Raw genomic sequence first — 24,176 nt, forward strand, 5'->3', positions numbered from 1 at the left:
GTGCGTACGAGCCGGCGGTCAGGTCGTGGGCGGAGCCGGGAAGGGCCGGCGACGACCGGTACCACGCGATGCGTCTGGACAGATCTATGGAGACGGGCTGGAAGGAGCAGAAACTCCTGGCGACAGTGGTGATCTTGGTTGAGGACCCGCCCACCAGGAGTTCTTCGCGGTGATGACGTCCAACTCGCCTCCACCGCAGGCAGGTTGAAAGCGGCGGGCTCTCCAAAGCGCTTGATTGCACCCGGCACGGATGTCAAACTCTGTGATCTTGTCAGGCAGCGACAGCTCAGCCACAAACAATCGTCCTGAAAGTCGGAAGTGTGGGCTGGTCCTTCAGCGCAGTAGTGACATGACGGAGGCGTCGGGTTGATGGGGAAAACCTCGAGTGCTATGGCTGCGGCTTCCCGAATCGATGCGATCTTAGAACGCGATGCATCAAATCCAGACACCATGGAAACCAGCCAACCGACACATGCGGACGTAACAACTCCGATCGAACGCGTCTCTGTGCGCGCCCTGGTCGCTTCGGGCACTCCGCGGCTGCGGGGGGAGGATGCCGAGCACATCCGCAATCTCGCGGAAACCCCCAATCCACTGCCTCCCATTGTGGTGTGCCGACGGAACATGCAAGTCATCGACGGCCACCATCGGCTTCGGGCGGCGATATCTCAAGGACACGACTACATAGAGGCCCAGTTCTTCGATTGCTCGGAGGAAGACGCCTTTGTTCTCGCGGTCAGGCTGAACACTGATCACGGGCTGCCACTGTCCCGCACCGACCGACTTGCCGCTGCCGAAAGGATCACTAAAACGCACCCTGAGTGGTCAAACCGGCTCATCGCCGAAGTCAGCGGTATATCGGACAAGACGGTTGCCAAGATAAGGCGTTCAACCCTGGAACTTCCGCAGTTGAACACTCGCACGGGATGCGATGGTCGGACGCGGCCGCTGAGTGCGGTCGAGGGACGGGAACGCGCTGCGGCTCTGCTGACCGCACGTACCGGTGCATCGCTTCGGGACATTGCCAAGGAGTCGGGGATCTCAGTCGGTACGGCACTTGATGTCAAGAGGAGGATGCGCCGGGGGGCTTCACCACTGCCCGACCGCCAACAGCCTGGCGACACATCCACGCGGCCAACCACAATCGGTGCGGAGGAAGAACGTCGCCCCAGCCCGCCGGCTTCCTTCGCGCGCCCGGATGCTGTCGGAGCTCTCAAACAGGATCCTTCCCTCCGAATGACGGATTCCGGGCGGCTGTTCCTTCGCCTGGTGCTGAGCCATCCGCCGGACAGCACGAGCTGGGACCGGTTGGCGGACGGCCTCCCATTGCACTCCCTCGACTGGGTACTTGAGTTGGCGCGAAGCCACGCCAGTGCGTGGCAGCACTTCGCCGAGACGGTTCAGTACCGCCAGCATCGGGCGGACATGAACCCCACGTGAGCCGAGTTCCTGACGGTGCCGCATCCCGTCGTCTCCGCGTCGAGCACGGCATCACCCGCCACACTGCCGCCCCGGCCCGCCACCTCGACCGGTGTGGACTGCTTGAGGACGCCAACTGAAATGACATCCCGGAGAGGCTCGCCTGCCTCCGGCGAAGAGCACTCACACCGGGGTCGACGAGAAACGGGACTGTCTATCGTCGGGGAGCACCATCTGAAACAATCACCGACGTCGAAACCCACGCAAGCCAAATGAACACGGTGCCGAAGTGCGTCTGCGATGCGCCTGCCGGAAGGGGTGGGCCGGACGCTGACACCCTGCGTGCCACCCCAGAACACTGGGGCGTGGCAAGAGGGGTGTACGAGACAACGCCGTGAGCCCATAGGCCTTGTGCAGTACTGCCGACGATCTGCCCGTAGAGCTGGGCCACGGGCCCGAGCCCTGAGGCGATCGGATCCGACCAGTCCTCCTGTCCTGTGGGAACGCAGGGGCATCGGCAGGCAAAGCAAGCTACGCACCAGTCAGTCGAGTCGAAACCGGTGGTCGTGCTCAGCATCAGAATGTCCCTCAGGCCCGGACCACACGGTGCTCGATCCCAGCCGCCGAGCACCGTGCATCGTGCGTGTGTGTCGCCGAAGAGTTCCGAGTGCCGAACGGAGTCCGAGATATGAGTAGTTCCCACGGAGACGCGAGCCGCGGTGACGCACCGATCGAGGCCATTGATCTCAGGCGGACCTATCGGGCGTACACAGGGTGGCTCACTCGTCGCCACACAGAGATCGACGCCGTACGGGGCATCTCGTTCTCCGTGGCACCGGGCGAGCTGTTCGGCTTGCTGGGACCGAACGGGGCCGGCAAGACCACCACCATCAAGATGCTCAACACGCTGCTCCTGCCTACGAGCGGGTCGGCACGCATCCTCGGCCACGATGTGACCTCCCAGCCGATGGAGGTACGGCGCCGCATCGGGTATGTGTTCGGTGGCGACAAAGGTCTCTACGACCGGCTTTCGGCCCAGGACAACTTGCGCTATTTCGCCGAGCTGTACTGCGTTGAGCCACGTGAACAGCGGGCCCGCATCGGGGAACTCCTGGAGTTGGTCGGCTTGAAGGGGCGCGAGAAGGAACGGGTGGAGGGCTACTCCCGCGGGATGCGGCAACGACTGCACATCGCTCGTGGGCTTCTGCACCGTCCCGCAGTGCTCTTCCTGGACGAACCCTCCATAGGACTGGACCCGGTTGCCGCCCGGGAGCTGCGGCGCATCGTCGCCGATCTGAAGACCCAGGGCGTGACGATCCTGCTGACGACGCACTACATGGCCGAGGCCGATGAACTGTGCGATCGCATCGCTGTCATCGACCACGGGTTGATCCAGGCCCTGGGTACACCGCGCGAACTGAAGGCTCGCGTCGACTCCGGCCCCGTGCTGGAGGTCGACTCCACCGACGTGACCGAGCAACACCTGACAGCGCTCTCCGCGCTGCCGGGCGCTCGAGACGTCAGCATGGTGGACACCGATGACCGGAAGACGATCACTATCCATACCGAGAAGGGCGCAGATCTCTACGGGGCAGTCGCCAGTGTCCTGGCCGGGCTGGACATTGCTCGCTTCACCAGTCGAGAGCCGACCCTGGAGGATGCGTACGTCGGCATTCTCACGGAGTCCGCCGCACTGCAGCAGGGAGCCGTCGGAGCATGAAGACGGATCTTCGCCGGGTGGTCCGGCTGCTGTGCGCGGGCGTTCGCACCTATTTCAAGCACCAGGCTTCGTCGGGCATGTGGGTCGTCTTCACGACGCTGACACCGGCCGTCTACGCCATGGTCGCGTTCTATCTCTTGCGCGCCGGCAACCGCCCCGACCAACTGATCCATGCGACAGCGGGCGCCGGCATCATGGGCGTGTGGACATCGGTGTTGTTCGGCTCCGGTGCGACGGTGCAACGTCTGCGTTGGATGGGAGTGCTTGAGCCGGTGGCGATCGCTCCCGCGCCCCTGCTCCTGACACTGCTTCCAGTGACTCTCGTCTATGCGATCGTCGGGCTCTACTCGATGGCCGCGACCCTGGTGCTGGGGGGAGTGGCGTTCAACGTCCCACTCACCTTCGACGCACCCTTCGCCGTCGCGTTGTCCGTCCTGGTCTGCATCGCGTCCATGGGCATGATGGGCCTACTCCTGACGTCGACCTTTGTGCATCTGCGCAATGCCCACGCGCTCAACAACACACTGGATCATCCGATCTGGCTACTGTCCGGCATGCTCATGCCGATCGCGATCCCGGTGTGGCTGAAGCCTGTGGCCGATGTTCTTCCCACAACGTGGGCGGCGCGCGCGCTGCACACGTCTATCGACGGCGAGCCGGCCTGGTCGAGCATGGGGATGGCCATGCTGCTCGGCCTGATCTATCTCGGACTGTCTGTCTTCGCACTGAAGTATGTCGAGCGCAAGGCTCGAGCCAAGGCCATGCTGGCGCTGAGTTGATAGGAAGTGTCATGCGCAGTCTGAGGTTCGTACTCGTGGGCGGCACGTTGTCCTTCCGGGCGCTCTTCAATCGAACGTCTCCCCCCATGTTCGTAGGCTCGCTGATGTCGGCCCCTGTATTTCAAATGCTGTTCTTCGTAGCCTTGGGACGGCACACCGGAGTCGCGGACGACAAATTCTTCGTGATCGGCAATGTACTGCTGGCCACCACCGGGGCCGGCGTCATCGGGGGCACTATGGCGATCGCGAACGAGCGAGAGTACTCGACGCTGGGAGCGGTACTGCTCAGTCCACGCAGCCGCGTGCAGATCTGGGGCGGGCGAGCGCTTCCGTATATCGCCACCGCACTGTTCAGCACGATTTTCACCTTTTCCATCGGGAGCTTGCTCCTGGGGCGAATCATCCCGGCCTCGGGCTTGGCGGCGCTGCTGCTCACCTTGCTGACGGCGGCGATTTCGGCGACGGCGCTGGGGATGGTGGTCGGCTCGATCGGACTACGAGTGACCAACAACGTCTTCGTGGCGAATGTGGCCTACACCCTGCTGATCCTGCTGACGGGTACGAATGTTCCCCGAGACATCCTGCCGTCGTTCCTGCAGACAGTGGGATCCTTCATTCCATTGACCCACGCGACCGAGGCAGCGCGATCGATCGCCCGATCCGATTTCTCCCTCAGCCTTGTGGGACAGGAGCTCGTGGTCGGGGTCTGCTATGGCGCCGCTGCTATTGTCCTGCTGCGATATTTCGAGCATGCGGCCCGGAAACGCGCTTCATTTGACACTCAAGCCTGACCTGTGAGAGGAAAGCTCGTGAATCAGGAACTGCAGCCATTCTTCGAAGTATTGAACGGCTCCAATTCGGTCGATGACGCGTATCTCCAAGCACCGGGCAGCGGCTCTGTCCCGAAGCTTCCGGACTACGAGGATATCGTCGCTCGATACCCCGATCTGGCAAATGCCAAATGCGTCTTCGTGAGTGGGTCACTCGTGTCCGGATGGGGAAACGAGCGGAGCGACCTCGATATTTTCGTCATCGCGAACGAAGGCCATGTGCGAGATGTGATACCTGACTCGGTGGTCAAGGTAGGCCGAACCGATCAGGATATTGAGCAGGCTGGTTTCGTCGTCGCGATGGGTTCCGTGGGCGGAGTCCGGGCCGATATCGAGTTCTGGACCGCAGAGTACATCGACGGGTTGATTTCACAGACAAGGCCGAGAAGCGAACGATACCTCGGACGCAAGGGGCACCCGACTTACGAGGAGCAGGATCTCCTCTACCGACTCTCGATCGGGCGGGCTCTGTCCGGCCACGATTGGCTGACCGAGCGAAAGCGTCAGATCCAGGAATCCGACTACCCGATCTGGATCGCCGAAAACCACAAGGTCCACGGCGAGAACCAACTCGAAGACCTTGTCGGCATGTATGCATCGAATGACATCAAGTCCGCCACCCTCATGGCTCGTGATTCATACACGAGCGCGCTCCAGGCGATACTTGCTTTTCAGGGTGATGTATCCCCCAGTGGAAAGTGGATTGCCCATCGGCTGGCACAGGCCAAGCTCGGGCACCCGTCGATCGAAGAAGCTTGGGCTGTCCTCACTATGCGCGACTGCACCGAGCCTGACTGGCCGATGGCTACCGCGCGCCGCGCTCACCGCATCTTTCTCACCGTTGAGCAGGAGATCTCGGGCCATTCCCGTTGCGGGACCACCGAGTCCCACCACGGCATCGAGCGGCGCCTCGGGGTCCGGACCTACCGCATCGAAGGCGACACGATCATCGCTGATGTAACGAAATGCCGCACCAATGCCGTCGGAGGGTACATTTGGTCCCTATGCGATGGAATTCACGCCGAAGCGGACATCGCCCGGTGCCTTGCTCGTGATTTCGGACTGAATTCAGCGGATGCTGCCGAGTACGTCACGTCCGCTCTCTCCGACCTGCGTGCCAAAGGCCTGATTTGAGGGTCTGGGTATTTAATCCCAGTTGTGATCCCATCAGCCGGCCCATGGGATCGGAGCTGTGCACAGACAGCGCCGATCGGCAGAAGCTGAGATCCTCGTCCTGATGGAGGGGCGCCGTTCTTTCGAGATGCTCATCTCGATGCCGGGAATCGCGGTCAGGGCTGTCACCGCTGCATCGGTGCCATCGCCGTCGGCACCGACTTCCCCATCACGAAGCCGAATGTGCGTTTTCCCTCTCCGCGTTCGCCGCGGCATGCCGCGTCTGATGCCGCTCGCCCGCCGGGGATTGCAGGACAGCCCTTTGCCCGGCCCGACAACACATCGACGTGCTCATCGCGTGGCTCCATGACGGTACCTGCTGTGAACTCGGAAGGTTGTGCCGCGGTTGACGGCAAGCATGGAGGCCCCCCGCCAGGGCCGGCACTTCGAGTCCCTGCCTGGTGACATGACTGGGGCGAGCCATCGCTGTCCGTACCGCCCGCAAGGTATCCGTCAAAAATGAGTCATGTCATCCAATTCATCAAGAAGGGCTGTGCACCTTGCCAAATGCCGCCGAACGCGCGACGTGCTTACCCGTATCCACAGTCTGGCATGCTCCTCTCGACTGCGATCCCGCAGAAATCCCATTCATTGGGGACCTGGACCCGTTATTTCGACGAAAGATGGTTGAAACCCAGGTCCTACTGGGTGAACCGGTCACGGTCGTCGAGGAGTACAAAGACTGGAGCAGGATCTGTGCTCCTTGGCAGCCCTCGCGCAAGGATTCCAGGGGATATCCGGGCTGGATTCCAAGCCGTGATCTAGCTTCCGTTTGTCCTCCCGAGCCGCAATTTGCAGTGGTCACGGCAAGGCGGGCCGAACTTGTCGAACAACAGGGCAGTGCATGTGCACTCTTTGCCCCGTGGGCGACCATATTGCCGGTGCGCGAGATCCTCGGAACCACAGTGCGGGTCATGCTTCCCGGTGGCACTCAGGCAACTCTTAACAGAGACGCGTGCGTGATTCGCGACTCCGCCTACCTGAGCTCCTTCGACATCAAGGCCGAGGAACTCCTGGTCACCGCCATGACCATGCTGGGAATTCCGCATGTCCTGGGAGGAATGACCGAAGCAGCGCTGGACTGTTCCGGACTCGTACACCTGGCGTGCCGAGTGCTCGGTGTTCAACTCCCGCGTGAGGCGCACGATATCGCCGGCGCAGGCAACGCCGTTCCCATCGAAAATGCGGCTGAGGGTGACTTCTACGTCTTCCGGGAGCCCGAAAAGCCGATTCATCACATCGGCATAGTCGTCTCTCCTCCTGGAACCGTCCTGCACACTCCCGGGGGTGGGGTGACGACCATCGAGCAGCTGGACAGCGACAGGCTCCGCACACTGATGAATGTCGTCACGCGACTGTGCAGTTAAATTCTGGGATTCCCCCGGGGGATCGTGTGACCTGGCGGCGTGCCCGGTGTGTCACCACGGACACAACGGATGTCGAGGGCGCCTCGTATCCATTCTGTCGGCTGCCGACTGCGGCCCACTCGCCCCTCTGTGCCTGGCTCGCAGTGCAGCGGACCCCGCGCCTCCCGCCAGGCCGTCGGCGCGGCCCTGACCGATGGTGTCACCGTCCGCCACCTGTCTCGCGCGGAACCTACGGCGTCCCGCGTGCAGATCCCGAACTGAGTCGTCCGGGACGGTGGGTGAAGGGCAAGCGCGTCGCCCGGCTCATGCGCGACCGCGGCATCCAGGACGCCCACCGTCGACTCGACGGTGCCGATCGGGTCAGGTACCGCCGCCACGGAGCCTCGGTGCCCCGTCCAAGGAGGAGATCGGCACCCGAGCCTGCCCCGGCCGCGCCACCGCCCGCGCCGGCGTCCGCACCTTCCTTCGTCGAGATCTTTCACAACCGCCGTCGCCTGCGGAAACACAAGATCTTCGGCTTCCGAATCCCGGCCGCGAACAGGCAGCGGCATCAACATGCCCTCGGGGCATAACCATCGTGGGTAAGATCACGGGGAATATTGAGTTCCGGCGTAAACCCTCAAGTCAGGCGAGCATTTCGCTGTTGTCCCAGCGTCGTGGCCAGGTACCAACCCCCTTCAATAGTCGTCTTGCCGGGGATTCGGCGCTGCGTTAGAGTCGGCCTGCGGGAACCCAGACGATCTTTGTCTGCCAGCGGCCAAGCAGCAGCAAGGGGGGCGTCAACCAGCAGTGACGTGGTCGCGAGTTTCAGCAGAAGGTCCTTTATCGGAGCGTTCTTCAGTCAATTCCTTCGGTCTGCCGCGGAATGATTGTTCAGTCCTTCGTCATGCCAAGTTCGGGTTACGTCAATCACGTTGGGATGACTTGCGACGCCGGTGTCGGCCGGCGTTCTCCGTTCACAACTGGTTCCAGGCGATTGCAAGTTCAACTCCGGCTCGAAGAGGAGCCGCCTGCAGCAGGCGAGTTGCACCGCCTCCTGCCGCATCCCGAACGTCCAGCAGCGTCGATTCGGGGTACCGCACTGTCCGGAGCTGTGCGGTGGCGTCCCGATTGAGAGCCGGCCCCGGACGCGCCGGGGCTACTGCGGCCGCGCACCACGTACTTCAGCCCTTGGGAGGTGCGGCACGATCTGCTCGGTCTCTTGCGCATCGGCCGACCGGTCCTCGCTCCGGCCTGTGTGGTGTGGATGCTCACGTGGCGGCGGGCTCCGGAGGCCGGCCGGCGCGACGCGTTGAAGGGCTACGACGCGCGAGTCGAACGACGATGATCGCGCGAGCTGCTACGCGCCGAAAACCTCTATCGAAGCGGGGCACCAGCCATGACACAGGATCAAAGGCGCTTCTTCGACTGGAAATATACCCAGGACTTCTGTAACCAAGAGTTGACCACTTATGAGGACAAGGCCCGACTGTACTCGGCGGAGCCTGCCTTCCGAGAGAGCCTGCACGCCCTCGCCGATGCCGGGAAACTGGACAGCGCAGCGCTGGGTTCTCTCGTACGAACTACCTCCATCGGAATTTTCCGACCAGACGCCATAGCCCACGGCAAGATTCCCGACGCACTCGCCTACTTTGCCCTCCTGGGGATTCGGCCCGTACATTGCACGACCACCCAGGTGACAGGGCACGCGGTCCGTGAGGTTTGGCGATACCAGCTGAAGCCGGCCTCCGGCGAGCGCATCAGGCTGCTTGACCTGCTCTTCGAGGCGAGTCCGTCCATTCTGGTGGTGTTCGCAGCGGACACCGAACTTCCGGTGCCCTGTTCGGCGTTGATGGCCGATTCCAAGGGTGAGGCGAATCCTGACGATCGCGAAGGGTGGGAACTGCGCTCCCACTTGGACAGCCCGAATCGCATCGAGGTGTACATGCACATCGCGGACGAACCCGCGGATGTCGTCCGCGACGGCGGGATCGTCCTGGGGCCCGACGGGTTCGCCGCCGCGATGCTCGCCGATCGGAGCGCCGACCTCACGGCGGAAGTCATCGGGCTCGGCGAACGGATCGACAAGGAGTACGGGGAGGCGGCGCGGGACTGCGAGCTGTCCGGGGGACTGCTGGGCAGCGAACTCGCCCGGATAGGGGAGAGGAGTGAGGGCACTCTGGACCGCTGGCACGTCCTGCGTTCGCTCGGCGCCGCCTGCACCATGATTGCGGGCCCCAGGGAAAACATCATCAGCCATTCCGGAACAGATGCCTGGTGGGACCGGGCAGGTCTCCTCGCCGATCGATCGGTTTACCTTTCGAGCCAGTGATGGATTTTGGGACGCAGCCCGTGGCGGAGTCCAGGCAATAGCGGTACCGCCGATCAACCGGGCTGGATTCGAAGTCCATATGAAAAGGACCGAGCGCCCGCCCGGCGGCGCTTCGAGCGACTTCATTTTGGTGACATCAGAGAGAGGATCCAGATCGTGCTTTCCATCACCAAGGAGTTCCACTTCTCGGCCAGCCACCGGCTGGCGGGCCTTCCGCCGGACCATCAGTGCGGACGCCTGCACGGCCACAATTACATCGTGGTGCTCGAACTGAGCGCCCGCCCCGACCAGCTGACCGGGCCCGGCTTCGTGCGGGACTACGGCGAACTGAGCGTCTTCAAGAAATGGCTGGACGACACCATTGACCACCGGCATCTGAACGACGTGCTGCCCGACCTGAACCCGACGGCCGAGCACCTCGCCATGTGGATCCACCGCACATGGGCTCCGGACCTGCCGGAGCTGACCGCCGTACGTGTCTCGGAGACGCCGAAGACCTGGGCGACGTACCGGCCCGCTGCCTGACCGGGCGGTCGGCGAATACGCATGACGACAAGCCCGTTGCGGGCTCGAGGAGGTGGTGAAAATGGCGGTTCCGAAGCTCGTGGTCAACGAGATATTCGGACCTACCTAACGCCGTACAAGGCGAAGGGCCTTCCACCGGAAGGTCGTGTGCGTTCCTCCGGCTCGGCGGTTGCAACCTCACCTGCCGCTGGTGTGACACACCGTACACATGGGACTGGAAGGGCGAGTCGGACACCGGTATCGCCTTCCGTGCGGCGGACGAGTTGCACGCGCTGACCGTCACCGAGGTCACTGAGCGGCTGCTCTCCTTCGGTGTGGACCTGATCGTCGTCTCGGGCGGCGAACCGCTCAGCCAGCAGGACCGGGCACTGCCCGTGGTCCGGGCCCTGGCGGAGCATCAGGTTCGGGTCGAGTTCGAGACCAACGGCACCGTGGTGCCGAGCGACGCGCTGGTGGCGGCCGGGGCACGGTTCAACGTGTCGCCGAAGCTCGCGCACTCCGGGGTCGCCGAGGAGCGGCGCATCGTTCCCGAGGCGCTGCTCCAGTTCGGTCAACTTCCGGGCACCGCCTTCAAGTTCGTCTGCGGTGACCCGGCTGATCTGGCCGAGGTCGACGATCTGGTCGAGACGTTCGGCCTGAGCAATGTCTGGATCATGCCACGGGGACAGTCCTCCGAGGAGATCGACCGGGGCATGCGTGCCCTGGCCGACGACGTGATCGCGCGCAAATGGAATCTGTCGGGACGGCTGCACGTGAACGTGTGGGGAAGCAGGCGGGGAGTCTGATGACCAGCGGCATGGAAGTGTTGACCGAGGACCTGGACGTGCTGAACGGGGGCGAACAGAAGGACCCATTGGAGGCGATCGCCCGTCAGCTGCTCGTGGAGATAGGGGAGGACCCCGACCGTGAGGGTCTGCGGGACACTCCGGCCCGCTACGCGCGCTGGTGGCGCGAGTTCACCCAGTACGAGCCCGGGGCCGTCGACACCCTTTTCGAGACGACGGCCAGTGGCAGCCTGGTCGCTGTCTCCGGCATCAGCGTGTGGTCGCTCTGTGAGCACCATCTGCTGCCGTTCTCCTGCCGGGTCACCATCGGCTATCTCCCACGGAAGGAGATGCTGGGCCTGAGCAAGTTCGCCCGGATCGCGCACAAGCACGCCCACAAGCTGCAGTCCCAGGAGCAGCTGTCGCAGCAGATCGCCGACGAAGTCGAGCGGCTGACCGGCTCCCCCGACGTGGCGGTCATCGGCCGCGGCGAGCACCTGTGCATGGCGATGCGCGGGGTCCGTACGCCCGCCACGATGACCACCGCCGTGTGGCGGGGCGCGCTCCAGGCCTCCGCCCTGCGCGGCGAGCTGATCGCGCTCACCAACGACAACCGCAACTGAAGGGCAGGACAGAGCGCATGCGGATCTCCGCACCGATTCGGACCGGACTGAGTTTCGACGATGTCCTGTTCGTGCCCCGGCGCACCTCGCTGACCAGCAGGCGGCAGGCCGACCCCGGCACCGAGCTGCTGCCCGGCCTGCCCCTGCGGGTGCCGGTCGTCTCGGCCAACACCCAGTGGTGCACCGGCGACCGGATGGCGATGGCGATGGCGCTGCTGGGGGGCCTCGGCATCCTGCACCGGATGCAGACGGCCGAGCAGCAGGTGGCCCAGCTGGACGTGGTCAAGGCCGCGCAGGTCGACAACGCGCAGGCAGGGCGGGCCACACTCGATGCCGAGGGACGGCTGCTGGCCGGCGCGGCCGTCGGCGTCACCGGCGACTGGCGGGAGCGGGCGGCCCAGCTGGTCGCGCACGGTGTGGACATCCTGCTGGTGGATGTCGCGCACGGGCACAGCGACCAGGTCATCGACACGGTGAAGGAGCTGCGCTCCGCCTACCCCGGCACCCCGCTCATCGCGGGTAACGTGGCCACGGCGGAGGGCGTGCGCGACCTGGCCGCGGCCGGTGCGCAAGCGGTGAAGGTCGGGATCGGGCCGGGTGGTGTGTGCACCACACGGTTGGTGGCGGGTACCGGCGTGCCGCAACTGACCGCCGTCATGGACTGTGCCGACGCGGCCGAGGAGGCCGGGGTGACCATCATCGCCGACGGCGGCATCCGGCAGGCCGGCGACATCGCCAAGGCGCTCGCGGCCGGAGCCCGAGCGGTCATGCTGGGTTCGGCGCTCGCGGGCGCCGACGAGAGCGAGGCCACCCCCGTGGAGCGGGACGGACGCCACTACCGGATCAGCAACGGCTTCGTCTCGCTCGGCATGGAGCTCACCCTGCGCAAGGCGGCCGGTGGCACGGTCACCCAGGAGGAGGTCGACGATTACGTCCCGGAGGGCGTCGAGGCGACCTTCCCCGCTTCCGGCCCGCTGTCGCGGACGCTGCGTCAGCTGGTCGGTGGTGTGCAGTCCGCGATGAGCTACTCGGGCGCCCGTGACCTGGACACCTTCCGTGCACAAGCCGAGTTCATCCAGGTGACTGCCGCGGGCCGTGCTGAGAATGTGCCGCACGCCCGTGAGCGGTCGGTACAGATCGACATGGACCATGTCGCGAGGGCGGTGGCGGAATGAGCCAGGGCACCGAACAGGGCGCCGTGGCGGGCGAGCAGCCCGGCATGTGGACCCGGCAGGGGCCGTACCTCCTCGACATGGCGACCTTCGGGCAGCTGGTCGAGGACATCGCCGATGAGGTGCGGGCGGCGGGCTTCGTGCCGGACGCAGTGCTCGCCGTGGCCCGGGGCGGGCTCGCGGCAGGCGGGTATCTGACCTGTGCGCTGGACGTGCCGGTGATGCACACCGTGCGGGTGCGGCGTACGGCCGACGACACCCGGTACGCCGCCAAGCAGCGGCCGGTCGTCGACACCTCGGGCCCGCTGGGGCTCGCGCCGGGCGACAAGGTGCTGGTCGTCGACGACATCGTGGGCACGGGAGCGACCGCCGACGCGGTGCTCGAGTTCCTGGACGCCGCGGGAGTCACGCCCGGGGACGTGCGGTTCGCCGCCGTCGTCCGTAATCACCGCAGCGGTTACGTCCCCGACCATTGTCCGGCCGTCGTCGACGACTGGATCGTCTTCCCCTGGGAGACGGCCCGGGAGTCCACCGACGACTGCCGTCCGTTCCCGACCGTGGCGCGGGTACGCCGGTGAGCCGTGGTTTTCCCGACAGCGGGCTGGCCCGGGCCGCGGACGCCGCCGTGCTCGGGCTGCCGGGCTGCTACGACGCCGTCGACCTGTACACCTACGATGCCCGGATCAGCAGCCGGCTCGAGGTGGCTCGGACCCTCGCCGGAATCGAGAAGGAGCACGGCGCCCGGCCGACGGTGGTGTTCACGGACATCGCCGAGCGGCCGGGGGACCGGGTGCTGTGCCATCCCTATCCGCGGCAGGTGCTGCTCTCGGCGCTGGGCACGACGGAGGAGAAACACCTTGCGGAGATGTCCCGGCGTCTGGCGGGCCCCGTCCCCCGCGCCGACTCCTCCGCGCAACTCGCCGTCGCGCGAAGTGATTTGCCGGGGCTTCTGAGCGACCTGCCGATTGTCCAGCACCGCCCCGCCGACGCCGGGCCGTACGTCACCGCCGGCGTAGGCGTGACGACCCGCCCCGACGGCAGCGGCGTCAACATGGGCTTCTACCGCACCCAGGTGGTCGGGCCCGACGAGGCGCGGATCTTCCTGGACCCGCGCACCGACGGACACCGCAATCTGCTGGCCTGGCTGGAGACCGGCCGCCCCATGCCGATCTCCCTGTTCCTGGGCGCCGACCCGGCGCTGACCGTGGTGGCCGCGTCGCGGCTGCCGGCCGAAGGCGACGACTACGAGATCGCGGCCCGCCTGCTGGGCCGCCCGGTGGGCATCCGCGGCTTTCCGCCGGTGCCGGACGACGCCACCCATGTCATCACCGGGTTCGTCGAGGAACGGGACGCGGTCGAGGGGCCGTTCGGGGAGTTCAAGGGCTACTACGCCGAGGCCCGGCGCAGCAACGTCCTCACCGTGACCGGGGTTTCGGCCACGCCCGGCGCGCCGTGGCCGACGATCGTGGCGGGCGCCCGGTCGGGGCTGACCCTGATGAGTTTCCAGAACGAGTACCTCATGTACGCCCATCTGCGAGGCCTCGGCCATCCGGTCAGGTCGGTGCACTACTCGATCAGGGCGCGGGGCGAGTTCCTGGCGTACATCGAGACGGACGAACCCAGCCAGGAACTGGTGCGCGAGGCGATGGCCTTCGACGTACGCTCCAAGGTGGTCATCTGCGGTCCCGACCTCGCCAACCCGGGTCAGGCACTGGCCACTTATGGCTTCACCACCCGGACCGAGCCCTATTATCGCAAGGGCCGGGTGGAGGGGGAACGGATCGGGCTGGCCCTGGTGATCCCGCCGGACGGCTGGCCGACCGAGTACTGAGATACGCGTACCGACACTGCACCTAGCGAGGACCGCACGACCATGGACCGATTCGCGCGAGCGCTGCCCGCCGCCCTGTTGGTGATTCCCGGGCCGGACGACACCGTCACCTTCATCCGTCAGCTCAAGGGCCCGTACGCGAACAACTGGCTGCTGCCCGGCGGCGGCATCGAGCCGGGTGAGCCGGCCGGGGAAGCGGCGCTGCGGGAGGCACGCGAGGAGACCGGCATCGCGGTGCGCTCCTGTTCACTTTTCGCCGTCTACGAGTTCACCGGCACCTGGGAGCAGGGCGGCTACCACCTGCTGATGTTCGCCTTCCTCGCCGACGGTGAGTACGCGTTGCGGCCCGGGTTCGCCGGGGACAACGTCGGGGCGATCAGGCAGGCCCGGATCGGGGAGATCGACATGCACTCCACTGATCTGCAGATCCTCACCGATGCCGGGCTGGCCTGCTACGACGAGCAGACCATCGCCCGGGCACTGGCGGCTGACGGCATCACGATGCACGCGCACCGGGTGGCGTCCACCGCCCGGTGCGGCGCGCCGTGAGCGCCGGATCCGTTGCCAGAGTTCGGCAGGTGCTCTGCCCGCAGCCGATCGTCAGCCGCGCCGCGCGCAGCCCCAGGGCCAGAGCCGCCCCGGGGCTCGCACCGCGTACGAGGTGGACGACGAACGCGGACGCCAGCGCGTCCCCGGCCCCGGTGTCGTCGGTGCAGGGCCCTGCCTCGGCGGGCAGGGCGAGAGGCACGGGCTGTTCGGTGGAGGCGACGGCGGCGCCGTCCGCACCTGCGGTCACCACGACCACGCGGGGGCCGCGTTCGAGCAGTCGTCGCGCCTGCTCGGCCGGCGTGCCGGGCAGGCCGGTGAGGGTCTGTGCCTCGCGGTTGTTGAGCAGTAACACGTCGTACAACGGCAGCAGATGGGCGCGCGGGCCGAAGTCCTGCTGCCGGGTGGGCAGACCGCACATCGCTATCCCCTTCGCCCGTGCTGCCCGTGACAGCCAGGTGAGCAGGTCCTCGTCGAGCCCGCCCTCGGTGACCACGGCCTTTGCCGCCGCGACCGTGCCGGCGAGCTCGGGTCCCGCCAGCGGCCGTGCGGTGGCCGGGTCGGGCAACGTGATGCGGGAGGTGATCTGCCGTCCCCGCTCGTCGAGCAGGACGTCCCAGTGGCCTATTCCGTCGTCGGTGCGCAGCACATGGAGCGGTCGGACGCCGAGAACTGTCAGCTCTGCCTCCAGATCCACTGCATCCCGCCCGAACCCGGACAGGCCGGCGAAGACCGTACGGGCGCCGAGCCGAGCGCTGTTGACCGCGATGTTGCGACCGACGCCGCCGTGGTGCCGCTGCACGCCCCAGACCGGATCGGCCCCGCCCATCGTGCCGGTGGAGAAATACTTTCGGTCCATCACGAGCGAGCCCATCACAAGCACGTCGTATCCCACGGAATTACCCCCGAAAATCACAGCGCGAGGAGATGGTTCATGTCAGAGGAGACCGAAGTCATCCGGCGTGACAAGGGAAACGGATCGACATCGGAAGAACTCGCGGAAAGGCGCGAGGCGCGCGCGTTCCGATGGAAGTTCTGCCTAATCTATCTGGCTGGCCTCTTCGCCGCTACAAGCATGGGAAAAATGACGCCGATCTCGGTGGCATTGCGTGAAGACCTTTCTCTCTCCCTTACCCAAGTCGCCCTGCTCACCTCGCTGGTGACCGCGGTGGCCGCCGCGCTCGGCCTGTTCGTGAGCTATCTGATCCGTCCGCTGCCGCCGCACCGCATGCTGGTCGCAGGGCTCGCTGTCATGGGGCTGGCCGGGTTGTTCTGCGCCCGGGCCGACAGCTTCGGCGCGATGCTGGGCGGCCGGTTGATGGAGAGCGTGGGCTACGTCGTCGTGGTGATCGTCGCCCCGGTGCTGCTGTTCACGCTCGGCGACGGCAAGCGGCTGACCGGAGCGCTCGCGATCTGGGGGACGTTCATGCCGGTGGGTCTGGCGCTCGGCTCCTTCGCGGGCGGGCTGCTCTCGACGTGGCTCGACTGGCGGGGATGGCTGACGGTGGCCGCGGCCGCGACGCTGGTGGTCGCCCTGCTGGCCACGCGGCTGCCCGCGGTCGCCGGGACCAAGGCGGAGAAGAGGGCGCCGCACACGGATCGTGCGGCGGCCGTGCGGCGGCTCGCGCGGCCCGTCGCGCTGGGCGCAGGGTTCGCCACCATCAGCGGTTCGATCGTCGCCTGCGTCACTCTCTACCCTCCCTATCTGCACGAGGAGTTCGGCCTCTCCACCGAGTCGGCCGGCACCCTCACCGGCGTGGTGTCCCTGATCGGAGTGGTCGGCGGGTTCCTGGCCAGTTGGCTGCTGGTGCGGGGCATCGGCGTGAAGTACCTGTTCGCCGCCGCGCTGTTGATGCCGGCCGGGGCATTCGCCGCCTTCGCCGGGACAGGCGGACTCGGGATGTCGGTGGGCAGCGCGCTGGTCGTCGCCCTCGCCAACGAGCTGGTCGTGGCGACCGTGTTCGCAGCCGTCCCGCTGGCGGTGCGCGCGGCCGCGGACCTGGGTGCCGCCAACGGCCTGGTCGCGCAGTTCGGCAGCATCGGAGCGCTGGCCATGCCACCCCTGATGGGGCTCGCGGTGACCGCGGTGGACGGCTGGTGGGCCGTGGGGCCCTGTCTGCTGGCGGTGTGCGTGGCAGGCGTGGTGCTGTTGCAGATCGCAGTCCGGCGGCCATCGCACGGCGGGACGAGTACGGAGGAGACGGTATGACCATTGAGTTCGTGATCTTCGACTGGGCGGGAACCCTCACCCCCTGGCACACGGTGGACCTGCCGGGCATCTGGCTGGAGACCGCGGCCGCCCTGGACGGCATCGGCGCGCACGAGACGGCCGAGGTCGGCGGGCGACTGCTGCGGGCCGAGCGGGATCTGATGGCGCGCTGCCGCGAGACCCAGTGCTCGGCCCGGCTCGACGAGGTCTTCGAGCTCGCCGGGGTGACGCCCGGGGCCCGGGCGCTCGCGGCGCACCGCCGGGCGTGGCAGGGGCACACCGTCACCGACCCGCACGCCCTGGAGACACTGGGCGGACTGCGCGAGCGCGGCCTGGGCATCGGTGTGCTCTCCAACACCTTGTGGCCGGCCGACTGGCACGAGGAGATCTTCGAGCGCGACGGGGTGCTCGGCTACGTCGACGACGCCGTCTACTCCAGTGAGACGCCATGGACCAAACCGCATCCCGACATCTTCGCGGCGGCGGTGGCAGGGCTGGGTGCGGCTTCGGCCGATACCTGTGCATTCGTCGGGGACCGGGCTTTCGAGGATGTGTACGGGGCTCAACAGGCCGGGATGCGGACGATTCTGGTGCCGCACAGCAGCATTCCGGAGGAGGAGTTGGGTGCGTACGGGGCGGCGCCGGATGCCGTGGTCGGGAACCTGAAAGAGGTGTTGACCGTGGTGGACGGGTGGAATCTGCTGGGGCGGTGAATTCGCCCGAGCGCCCGGGTTCACATTCTGAATTTCAGCCGCATGCCTGGTTCTCGGGCGCCGTGCCGTCGGCCGGCTGATCGGATTCCCGCAGGCCGGTCGTTGCCGATTCGTACGGCCGGCGGAGATCCGGTCGTCGGGCATTGCCGGGCGTCGGCGCGATGGAGGCCAAGGCGTTGATCGACTCGCGGACGAGCGGTGCGCGGTCGGGATCCCCTTGCCGAACCTGGCGGGCGGTTGTGCGTATGTGCCGCTGTGCAGCGGGTGAGTAAGCGAGTGGGAGCCTGGCTCCTCACGGTCGGCTGCCGTGGTCGTGCGCCGAGCTGTCGGCGCCGCGTTGCCAGGCGGCCGGTGAGGGTGCGCAGGAGCTCGGTGGACAGATCGATCACCACCGGATAGACAAGCGAACTGAGTTCGTGGTGGGGCACGCCGGATGTTGGTCGTGGCACTTCCCATCAAAACTTCATCATGTTGCAGGCCTGGCCAATTGGCAGGCAGAGACGCCTAGTTGGGCTGGATTCGCTCGCCAAGGAGCGATCGCTCGTGCGTATGATCATTGCTCCATGGCGGTCTGACGGCTGCCGGGATGGCAGCAGTCGGGCCTGAGTGGTGACCCAAACGGAAGGTCGCGGTGGGGGAGATGACGTTGCATGTGACTGAAGTGGTCCCGGTTCCCGACTGCTTCCGTGAGGTCTCTGGCAGACGCCGGCACACGAACGTATCGACGTCGGCCGAAAAGCTCGGGTGGGGGTGCGAGGAATCCGCACGGCTCCTGAGTGTCGTACTCACCGTCCTGCAATGGCGTACCGGCCGTGGTGACGATTTCGAGCTCGACCGTCCGGGGTGTTCTTTCACTTCGCACAACGGCGAGACGCCCTCCGAGCGGGCCGAGCGGCTCGCGACCTTCCTGCGCGGAGACACCGACTGGGTGATGCAGGGCGACATCTGTTCCTCCGAGCCGTTGGGTTTCAGGTTGTCGACGGTGTTCACCGGCGATGCCGATGTACCGGACAAGGGGCTGGTCGTGTCGTGCCGGTTCTCCGGCCCGGGCGCGCCGTCCCTCCTTCTGCAGGCGTCGGAGCCGTACGCGGCCCGAGTGCCGCTGGAATCCGTCAGGCAGGAGATCGAGGAGTGGTGTGCCCGCTGGACGGAGGTGTCGGACCACCCGATCGGCCGCATAGAGCTTCTGCGGCGGGCCGACGCGGCGGTGCAGGACGGCTTGGACCGGGATCTCTCACGGAAGTTCGACGACTCCGGCATCCCCGCTCAGGTGCTCGCGCACGCCGCCGAGCACCCTCACCTGGTCGCGGTGACGACGGAACAGGGCGACACCACGTACGGAGAGCTGGAACGCTTCTCCGGTGCGCTGGCGGAGCAGCTGCGCGCCGCGGGAATCGGCACCGGAGCCGTCGTCCCGATCGTGACCCGGCGCGGTCTCTTCCACATCGTTGCGATGCTCGCCGTCATGCGGGTCGGTGCTGCCTACAGCTGTTTCGACGCCGAGCAGCTCAATCAGCGTGACGTGCAGGCGCTTTCCGCGCTGGGGCCGGACTGGGTACTGGTCGACGGCGAAGCGGACCGCGTCGAGGACGCCGACGATGCCACGGAGGGGCCGCTGTCCCGGCACTTCCGCGACCGGCGCGTGATTCGCGGTCACGTCGCCGATGACCTGCCGGGACAATCCGTGAGCCAGGTGCCGGCGTTGTCCGACGCGGTCCCCGCGCACCGGCTCACCCACGTGATCCACACTTCGGGGTCCACGGGTATGCCCAAGGCCGTGGGAATCAGACACGAGAGTGTGCTCAACTTCTCGCTCGAATCGGACTTCCTGCCCGGCGAGCATCGCCGGGTGTTCGTCCACTACTCGTCCATGTCCTTCGACGCGGCCACCTTCGAGATCTGGACGCCGCTGATCAGAGGCGACCGCGTGGTGGTCGCGCCCCCCGGCCGAGTCACACCCCGGGCCCTGGGGACACTCATGAGGCGGCACGGCGTGACCACCTTGTGGGTCACCATCGGTCTGCTCCAGGCGCTCGCGGCCGACGACATCAGCCTGATCGACGGGCCTGTGGAGATCTACACCGGGGGCGATGTCGTCGACCCCGCGGTCATACGTACCACTCTGGAGGCGGTCGAAGGGCGATCCGTCACGGTCGCGTACGGTCCCACTGAAACGACGATCTGGGTGACCACCCGGCGCTACGAGAAGGCGACGGACGTTCCCGCGTGGATGCCTCTGGGGGCGCCGATCCAGGGCGCCCTGATCCAGGTGCTGGATCCGCTCGGCCGCCGGCTGCCACCGGGTGTGCCGGGCGAACTGTGTGTCGCCGGCCTGCCCGTCTCCGCCGGCTACCTGGACAATCAGCAGGCCTCCTCCGCCAAGTTCACCCCGTGTACCTGGAGTTCACGGGCAGAGCGGATGTACCGCACCGGAGACGTGGTACGCCTGGGGGGCACTGGCGAATTCGAATTCCTGGGTCGCGTCGATTCCCAGATCAAGGCCGGTGGCTTCCGGATCGAGCTGGACGAGGTGGAAGTCCTGCTACGCCGCTACCCGGCAGTCACCGACGTCGCCGTGGCAGCCGTTCCCGACAGTCTGGGCCGCTTGCAGGTGCACGCATGGGTCACGCCACGCGATCCGGGCCTCACTGCGGAGGACGTACAGGACTACGCTCGCCATCACCTTCCGGACTACATGGTTCCGTCACGTTACTGGTCTGCCGAGGCCATCCCGCTCAACAGGAACGACAAGGTCGACCGCAAAGCTCTTACGGTGGGTCCCTTGGTGCCGCTTGCGACGCGGCACGGCGGCGGCGATCTGGTCACGCCGACCGAGCAACTGGTGGGCGAGATCTGGCAGCAGGTGCTCGACTGCGATCGCATCGCTCGCGACGACGACTTCTTCACAGTGGGCGGCTCCTCATTGGCCGCACTGCGGGTGATGGCGGCGATCGAGAAGGCGGTGTCCGTCGCGCTGCCCCCGAGCGCTGCCTTCCGGCACCGTACCCCCCGCAAGCTGGCTCTCGCGGTGGAGGCGGCGCGCGACGCCGGTCCGACGGAACAACAGGCCGACGCTTCGAGCGGGGACGGCCATCGGCTGACACCGGAACAGTCCTCTCTCCTCTTCATGCAGGAATTGTTCGGTGACGGCAAGCCGGTCTACCACGTGCCGCTTCTGTTCGAACTGACCGGGGACGTCGACCCCGAACGCCTGTGCCGGGCGGTGGACGATGTGGCGGCGGACGATGTGGCGCTCAGGAGCACGCTCACCCGCCGGGAAGGCACCTACTGGAGCGTCCCGGTCGCGGATCGGCCCAGGGCCATGTTCCTCGACCTCGGCAGTGAGTCGCCTGCCGATGCCGAACAGCAGGCCGATGCCATCGTGGCGGACGTGTGCTCCCGTGCCTTCGCCGAGGGCGAGGCGCTGTTCCGGTGCGTGGTGCTGCGCCACCCCGGGGGCCGTGTCGTGCTCGCAGCGGTCGCGCATCACGTCGTCTTCGACGGGGCGTCACGTACGCTGTTCATGCGCCGCCTCGAAGCCGCATATGCCGGTCGTCCCCTCCAGGCGTCGCGATACCCCTTCACCGCGCCCGTGCAGCGGGAATCGGGCCCGGCGGCCGAGGAATACTGGCGGGCGGTCTTCAGCAGCCCGCCACCGGTGCTGGATCTCTCCCCGGAGCGGCGGCCGGAGACGTTCAGCGGAGCGGGCCGTACCTACCGGTTCGACTGGTCCGACCTGCTCGCGCGTGTCGAGTCCGTGGCCGACCGCACCGGAGGCACCCTCACCTCCGTTCTGCTCGCAGGCTTCGCGATCGTCCTGGGCCGTTTCGCCCGCCAGGACGACGTGGTGGTGGCCACCGCCTTCTCCGGTCGCCACCGCAACGACTCGGCCGACGCCATCGGCATGCACGTGCGCACACTGCCCCTGCGCATGAACGTGGACCCGGCAATGCCGGGCGGCCACTTCGTCAGGTCGGCACAGCGCCTGCTGCTGGAGGCCCTCGAGCACTCCGACTGCGGCTTCGACCGCATCGTCGCGCTCGCCGGTGCCGACCGTGACGCCGCCCGCGTACCGTTGGCGCAGACGATGCTTGTCGTCAACGAGGAGGCCGACGACTGGTTCACGTCGGTGGACGGGGTGCGGTGCGCCGCGATGCCGATCGACCTCGGGGTCGCCCGGTTCGACCTCGCCGTCTCCTTCGGAGTGTCGGACGGCCGCCTCATCGGTACGGCGGAGTTCGCCCACGAGGCGGTCCCGGAGCATCTGGTCACCTCGCTGGTCGATTCCTGGTACGGGCTGCTCGACTCCCTGCACGACGCCCCCGAGAAGCCGATCGGATCCCTCACCCTGATGTCGGACACCGACCAGGAGGCTCTCCTCCGGCGCGGGACGGGGCGGCGGAGCCGGCCCTCCGCGGCGACGTTGTGGGACGCGGTCGCGCGGTGGGAGCGTGAGTCTCCGTCGGCCGTCGCGCTGCGGACGAGCGACTCCGCCACGACCTACACGGAGCTGATGCGGCGCGCACGTGCTCTGCGAGCGGAACTGCACTCCCGTGGTGTCCGGGCCGGGGACGTCGTCGCCATGGGCCTGCCCCGCGGCGTCGCCGTCATCGAGGCGATGCTCGCCGTGGCCGGTCTGGGCGCCGCCTACATGCCCCTGCCCGCAGGCACATCGGGGGAGCGCCTGCGAAGCCTGCTGGCCGCCTCGGGGACCAAGTGGCTTCTCACCGACGGTGACGCACCCGCTGTCGACGCAGTGGTTCACCTGTCGCTGCCCGAACTGGTGGACGCCCTCGGCGGCACGGTCACGGGGGCCGCGCCCGAGGCGGCCGGTCCGAGCCGCGGACCGCGGACCGACGACCTGCTCTGCGTCATGACGACCTCGGGCACGACCGGTACACCCAAAGCCATCGGCCTGACCCACACGAACCTCCTGTCCTTCACCGCGGACCCCGACTTCGACGAGGGACACGAGGTCGTCGTCTTCCACGCGCCCCACAGCTTCGATGCGGCCGCCTACGAGATCTGGGTGCCGCTCACGCGAGGCAACACCGTCTTCGTCGCCCCCGACCGGCAGTTCGATCTGATGGACTACAGGTGGCTGATCGAGACGTCCCGGGCCACGGCGATGGCCGTCACGGCCGGCCTCTTCCGCGTTCTCGCCCAGGCGGATCCGTCCTGCTTCGCAGGTCTGAAGACGGTGCTCACCGGCGGTGACGTGGTGACCGTCGAGTCCGTGCGGGACGTGCTGAGCGCCTGCCCGGACCTCGTCGTCCGGCACCAGTACGGACCCACGGAGACGACCACGTTCGCCACCACCCTGCGCATCGACGCATCGACCGACCTGAGCGGTGTCGAGCGGCTGCCGCTCGGCGGGCCGACCGCCGGCACCCGCGTCCACGTGCTGGACCGCAACCTCAATCCGGTGCCGCCCGGCTGCACCGGTGAGATCTGCATCGCCGGCGACGGCGTGGCCCTGGGCTACCGGTCCGCCGACCGGACGGCCCACGAGAACTTCGTCGCCGATCCGTTCGGGGCCCCGGGCGCACGCATGTACCGCACCGGAGACAACGGCTACTGGTCGGACGCCGGACTGAACTTCGCCGGCCGGGCCGACCAGCAGGTGAAGATCCGCGGCTTCCGGGTCGAACCCGGCGAGGTCGATCACGCCATCCGCAAGCAGTCCGGGGTGGCTGACGTGGCCGTATGCGTCCTGGACGGCGGCGAGCGGGGCAAGTACCTCGGCGCGATCGTGGTCTCGGACGAGGGCGTCTCCCTCACCCCACAGGCCCTGCACGCCTCTCTTGCCGCCCAGCTGCCCGACTACCTCGTGCCTTCCCGCACCGTCGTCCTGCCCGCGCTGCCCATGACCCGCAACGGCAAGGTCGACACCGGTGTGCTGCGGGAGCCGTCGGCTACCGAGGGCGCCGGGCCGCGAGCGGGCCTCGCGGAGCCGGAGGGCTCCTCGGGCGCGGCCGGTGCCGTCCTCACGTGCATGCGTGAAGTCCTCGGTGTGCCGACGCTGCGCGAGGAGGACAACTTCTTCGACTTCGGTGGCTCGTCCCTGGACGCCATGCGGCTCGCAGCGATGCTGCGCGACTCGGGCCTGCGCTGCTCGGTGCGTGACCTCTACCGCCACCAGACCGCCGCCCTGCTGGCGCAGTCGTGTCAGGCCGCCTGAGCCCCCAACCGAA

The 24,176-nt window shown here is 67.0% G+C and carries 17 protein-coding genes and 1 pseudogene; 17 read left to right on the forward strand and 1 reads right to left on the reverse strand.

Annotated elements, in window-relative coordinates; translation table 11 throughout:
• The first annotated feature begins 369 nt into the window (after nt 1-369).
• From OHA19_RS35330 to OHA19_RS35395, 14 genes and pseudogenes are all read left to right on the forward strand, one after another.
• The gene (locus OHA19_RS35330) at nt 370-1,440 is read left to right on the forward strand and encodes a ParB N-terminal domain-containing protein (RefSeq protein ID WP_405752862.1); all 1,071 of its coding nucleotides are present in this window, start codon (nt 370-372) and stop codon (nt 1,438-1,440) included.
• An 808-nt stretch (nt 1,441-2,248) separates the two neighbouring features.
• Complete coding sequence (locus tag OHA19_RS35335) at nt 2,249-3,139, forward strand: ATP-binding cassette domain-containing protein (RefSeq protein WP_405709725.1); 891 nt, start codon at nt 2,249-2,251, stop codon at nt 3,137-3,139.
• A complete protein-coding gene (locus OHA19_RS35340; protein WP_405709722.1) occupies nt 3,136-3,918 on the forward strand; it encodes an ABC transporter permease in 783 nt (260 codons plus the stop codon). The genes OHA19_RS35335 and OHA19_RS35340 overlap by 4 nt, the downstream gene beginning before the upstream one ends.
• Nucleotides 3,919-3,929: 11 nt before the next feature.
• Nucleotides 3,930-4,709: an ABC transporter permease gene (locus OHA19_RS35345; RefSeq protein WP_405752865.1), complete on the forward strand. Its 780-nt coding sequence runs from the start codon at nt 3,930-3,932 to the stop codon at nt 4,707-4,709.
• Nucleotides 4,710-4,727: 18 nt separating this feature from the next.
• Nucleotides 4,728-5,882, forward strand: a complete 1,155-nt coding sequence (locus OHA19_RS35350; RefSeq protein ID WP_405709716.1) for a PqqD family protein — start codon at nt 4,728-4,730, stop codon at nt 5,880-5,882.
• A 662-nt stretch (nt 5,883-6,544) separates the two neighbouring features.
• Entirely contained in the window at nt 6,545-7,288 is a 744-nt protein-coding gene (locus tag OHA19_RS35355) for an NlpC/P60 family protein (RefSeq protein WP_405752867.1), read from the forward strand.
• 1,378 nt (nt 7,289-8,666) lie between these two features.
• Nucleotides 8,667-9,599, forward strand: coding sequence for a hypothetical protein (locus OHA19_RS35360; RefSeq protein ID WP_405752870.1), 933 nt, complete (start codon nt 8,667-8,669; stop codon nt 9,597-9,599).
• 156 nt (nt 9,600-9,755) lie between these two features.
• Nucleotides 9,756-10,124: a 6-pyruvoyl trahydropterin synthase family protein gene (locus tag OHA19_RS35365; RefSeq protein WP_405709708.1), complete on the forward strand. Its 369-nt coding sequence runs from the start codon at nt 9,756-9,758 to the stop codon at nt 10,122-10,124.
• 173 nt (nt 10,125-10,297) lie between these two features.
• Nucleotides 10,298-10,909, forward strand: a pseudogene (locus tag OHA19_RS35370) (radical SAM protein); the annotation flags it as partial.
• Nucleotides 10,909-11,511, forward strand: a complete 603-nt coding sequence (gene folE / locus OHA19_RS35375) for a GTP cyclohydrolase I (RefSeq protein WP_405752873.1) — start codon at nt 10,909-10,911, stop codon at nt 11,509-11,511. The pseudogene OHA19_RS35370 and the gene folE, both read left to right, overlap by 1 nt.
• A 17-nt stretch (nt 11,512-11,528) precedes the next feature.
• Nucleotides 11,529-12,686, forward strand: coding sequence for an IMP dehydrogenase (locus tag OHA19_RS35380; RefSeq protein WP_405709702.1), 1,158 nt, complete (start codon nt 11,529-11,531; stop codon nt 12,684-12,686).
• Entirely contained in the window at nt 12,683-13,261 is a 579-nt protein-coding gene (locus tag OHA19_RS35385) for a phosphoribosyltransferase (protein WP_405752876.1), read from the forward strand. The genes OHA19_RS35380 and OHA19_RS35385 overlap by 4 nt, the downstream gene beginning before the upstream one ends.
• The gene (locus OHA19_RS35390; protein ID WP_405752878.1) at nt 13,258-14,514 is read left to right on the forward strand and encodes a UbiD family decarboxylase; all 1,257 of its coding nucleotides are present in this window, start codon (nt 13,258-13,260) and stop codon (nt 14,512-14,514) included. Before OHA19_RS35385 ends, OHA19_RS35390 begins: the two co-directional genes overlap by 4 nt.
• Before the next feature lie 42 nt (nt 14,515-14,556).
• On the forward strand, nt 14,557-15,063 hold the full coding sequence (locus OHA19_RS35395) for an NUDIX hydrolase (RefSeq protein ID WP_405709694.1): 507 nt from the start codon (nt 14,557-14,559) through the stop codon (nt 15,061-15,063).
• Here the strand turns inward: OHA19_RS35395 and OHA19_RS35400 are convergent.
• Nucleotides 15,011-15,934: a PfkB family carbohydrate kinase gene (locus OHA19_RS35400; RefSeq protein WP_405753356.1), complete on the reverse strand. Its 924-nt coding sequence runs from the start codon at nt 15,932-15,934 to the stop codon at nt 15,011-15,013. The two genes, OHA19_RS35395 and OHA19_RS35400, sit on opposite strands and share 53 nt — an antisense overlap.
• A 60-nt stretch (nt 15,935-15,994) precedes the next feature.
• Here OHA19_RS35400 and OHA19_RS35405 point away from each other — a divergent pair, with 60 nt between their 5' ends.
• The 3 genes from OHA19_RS35405 (at nt 15,995) to OHA19_RS35415 (ending at nt 24,163) form a co-directional block, all read left to right on the forward strand.
• The gene (locus OHA19_RS35405) at nt 15,995-17,269 is read left to right on the forward strand and encodes a CynX/NimT family MFS transporter (RefSeq protein WP_405709689.1); all 1,275 of its coding nucleotides are present in this window, start codon (nt 15,995-15,997) and stop codon (nt 17,267-17,269) included.
• A complete protein-coding gene (locus OHA19_RS35410) occupies nt 17,266-17,982 on the forward strand; it encodes an HAD family hydrolase (RefSeq protein ID WP_405709686.1) in 717 nt (238 codons plus the stop codon). Before OHA19_RS35405 ends, OHA19_RS35410 begins: the two co-directional genes overlap by 4 nt.
• Nucleotides 17,983-18,622: 640 nt before the next feature.
• On the forward strand, nt 18,623-24,163 hold the full coding sequence (locus OHA19_RS35415) for an amino acid adenylation domain-containing protein (protein ID WP_405752880.1): 5,541 nt from the start codon (nt 18,623-18,625) through the stop codon (nt 24,161-24,163).
• Nucleotides 24,164-24,176 lie beyond the last annotated feature (13 nt).

This window comes from Streptomyces sp. NBC_00012 (genome assembly GCF_045040875.1).
Taxonomy (GTDB): domain Bacteria; phylum Actinomycetota; class Actinomycetes; order Streptomycetales; family Streptomycetaceae; genus Streptomyces.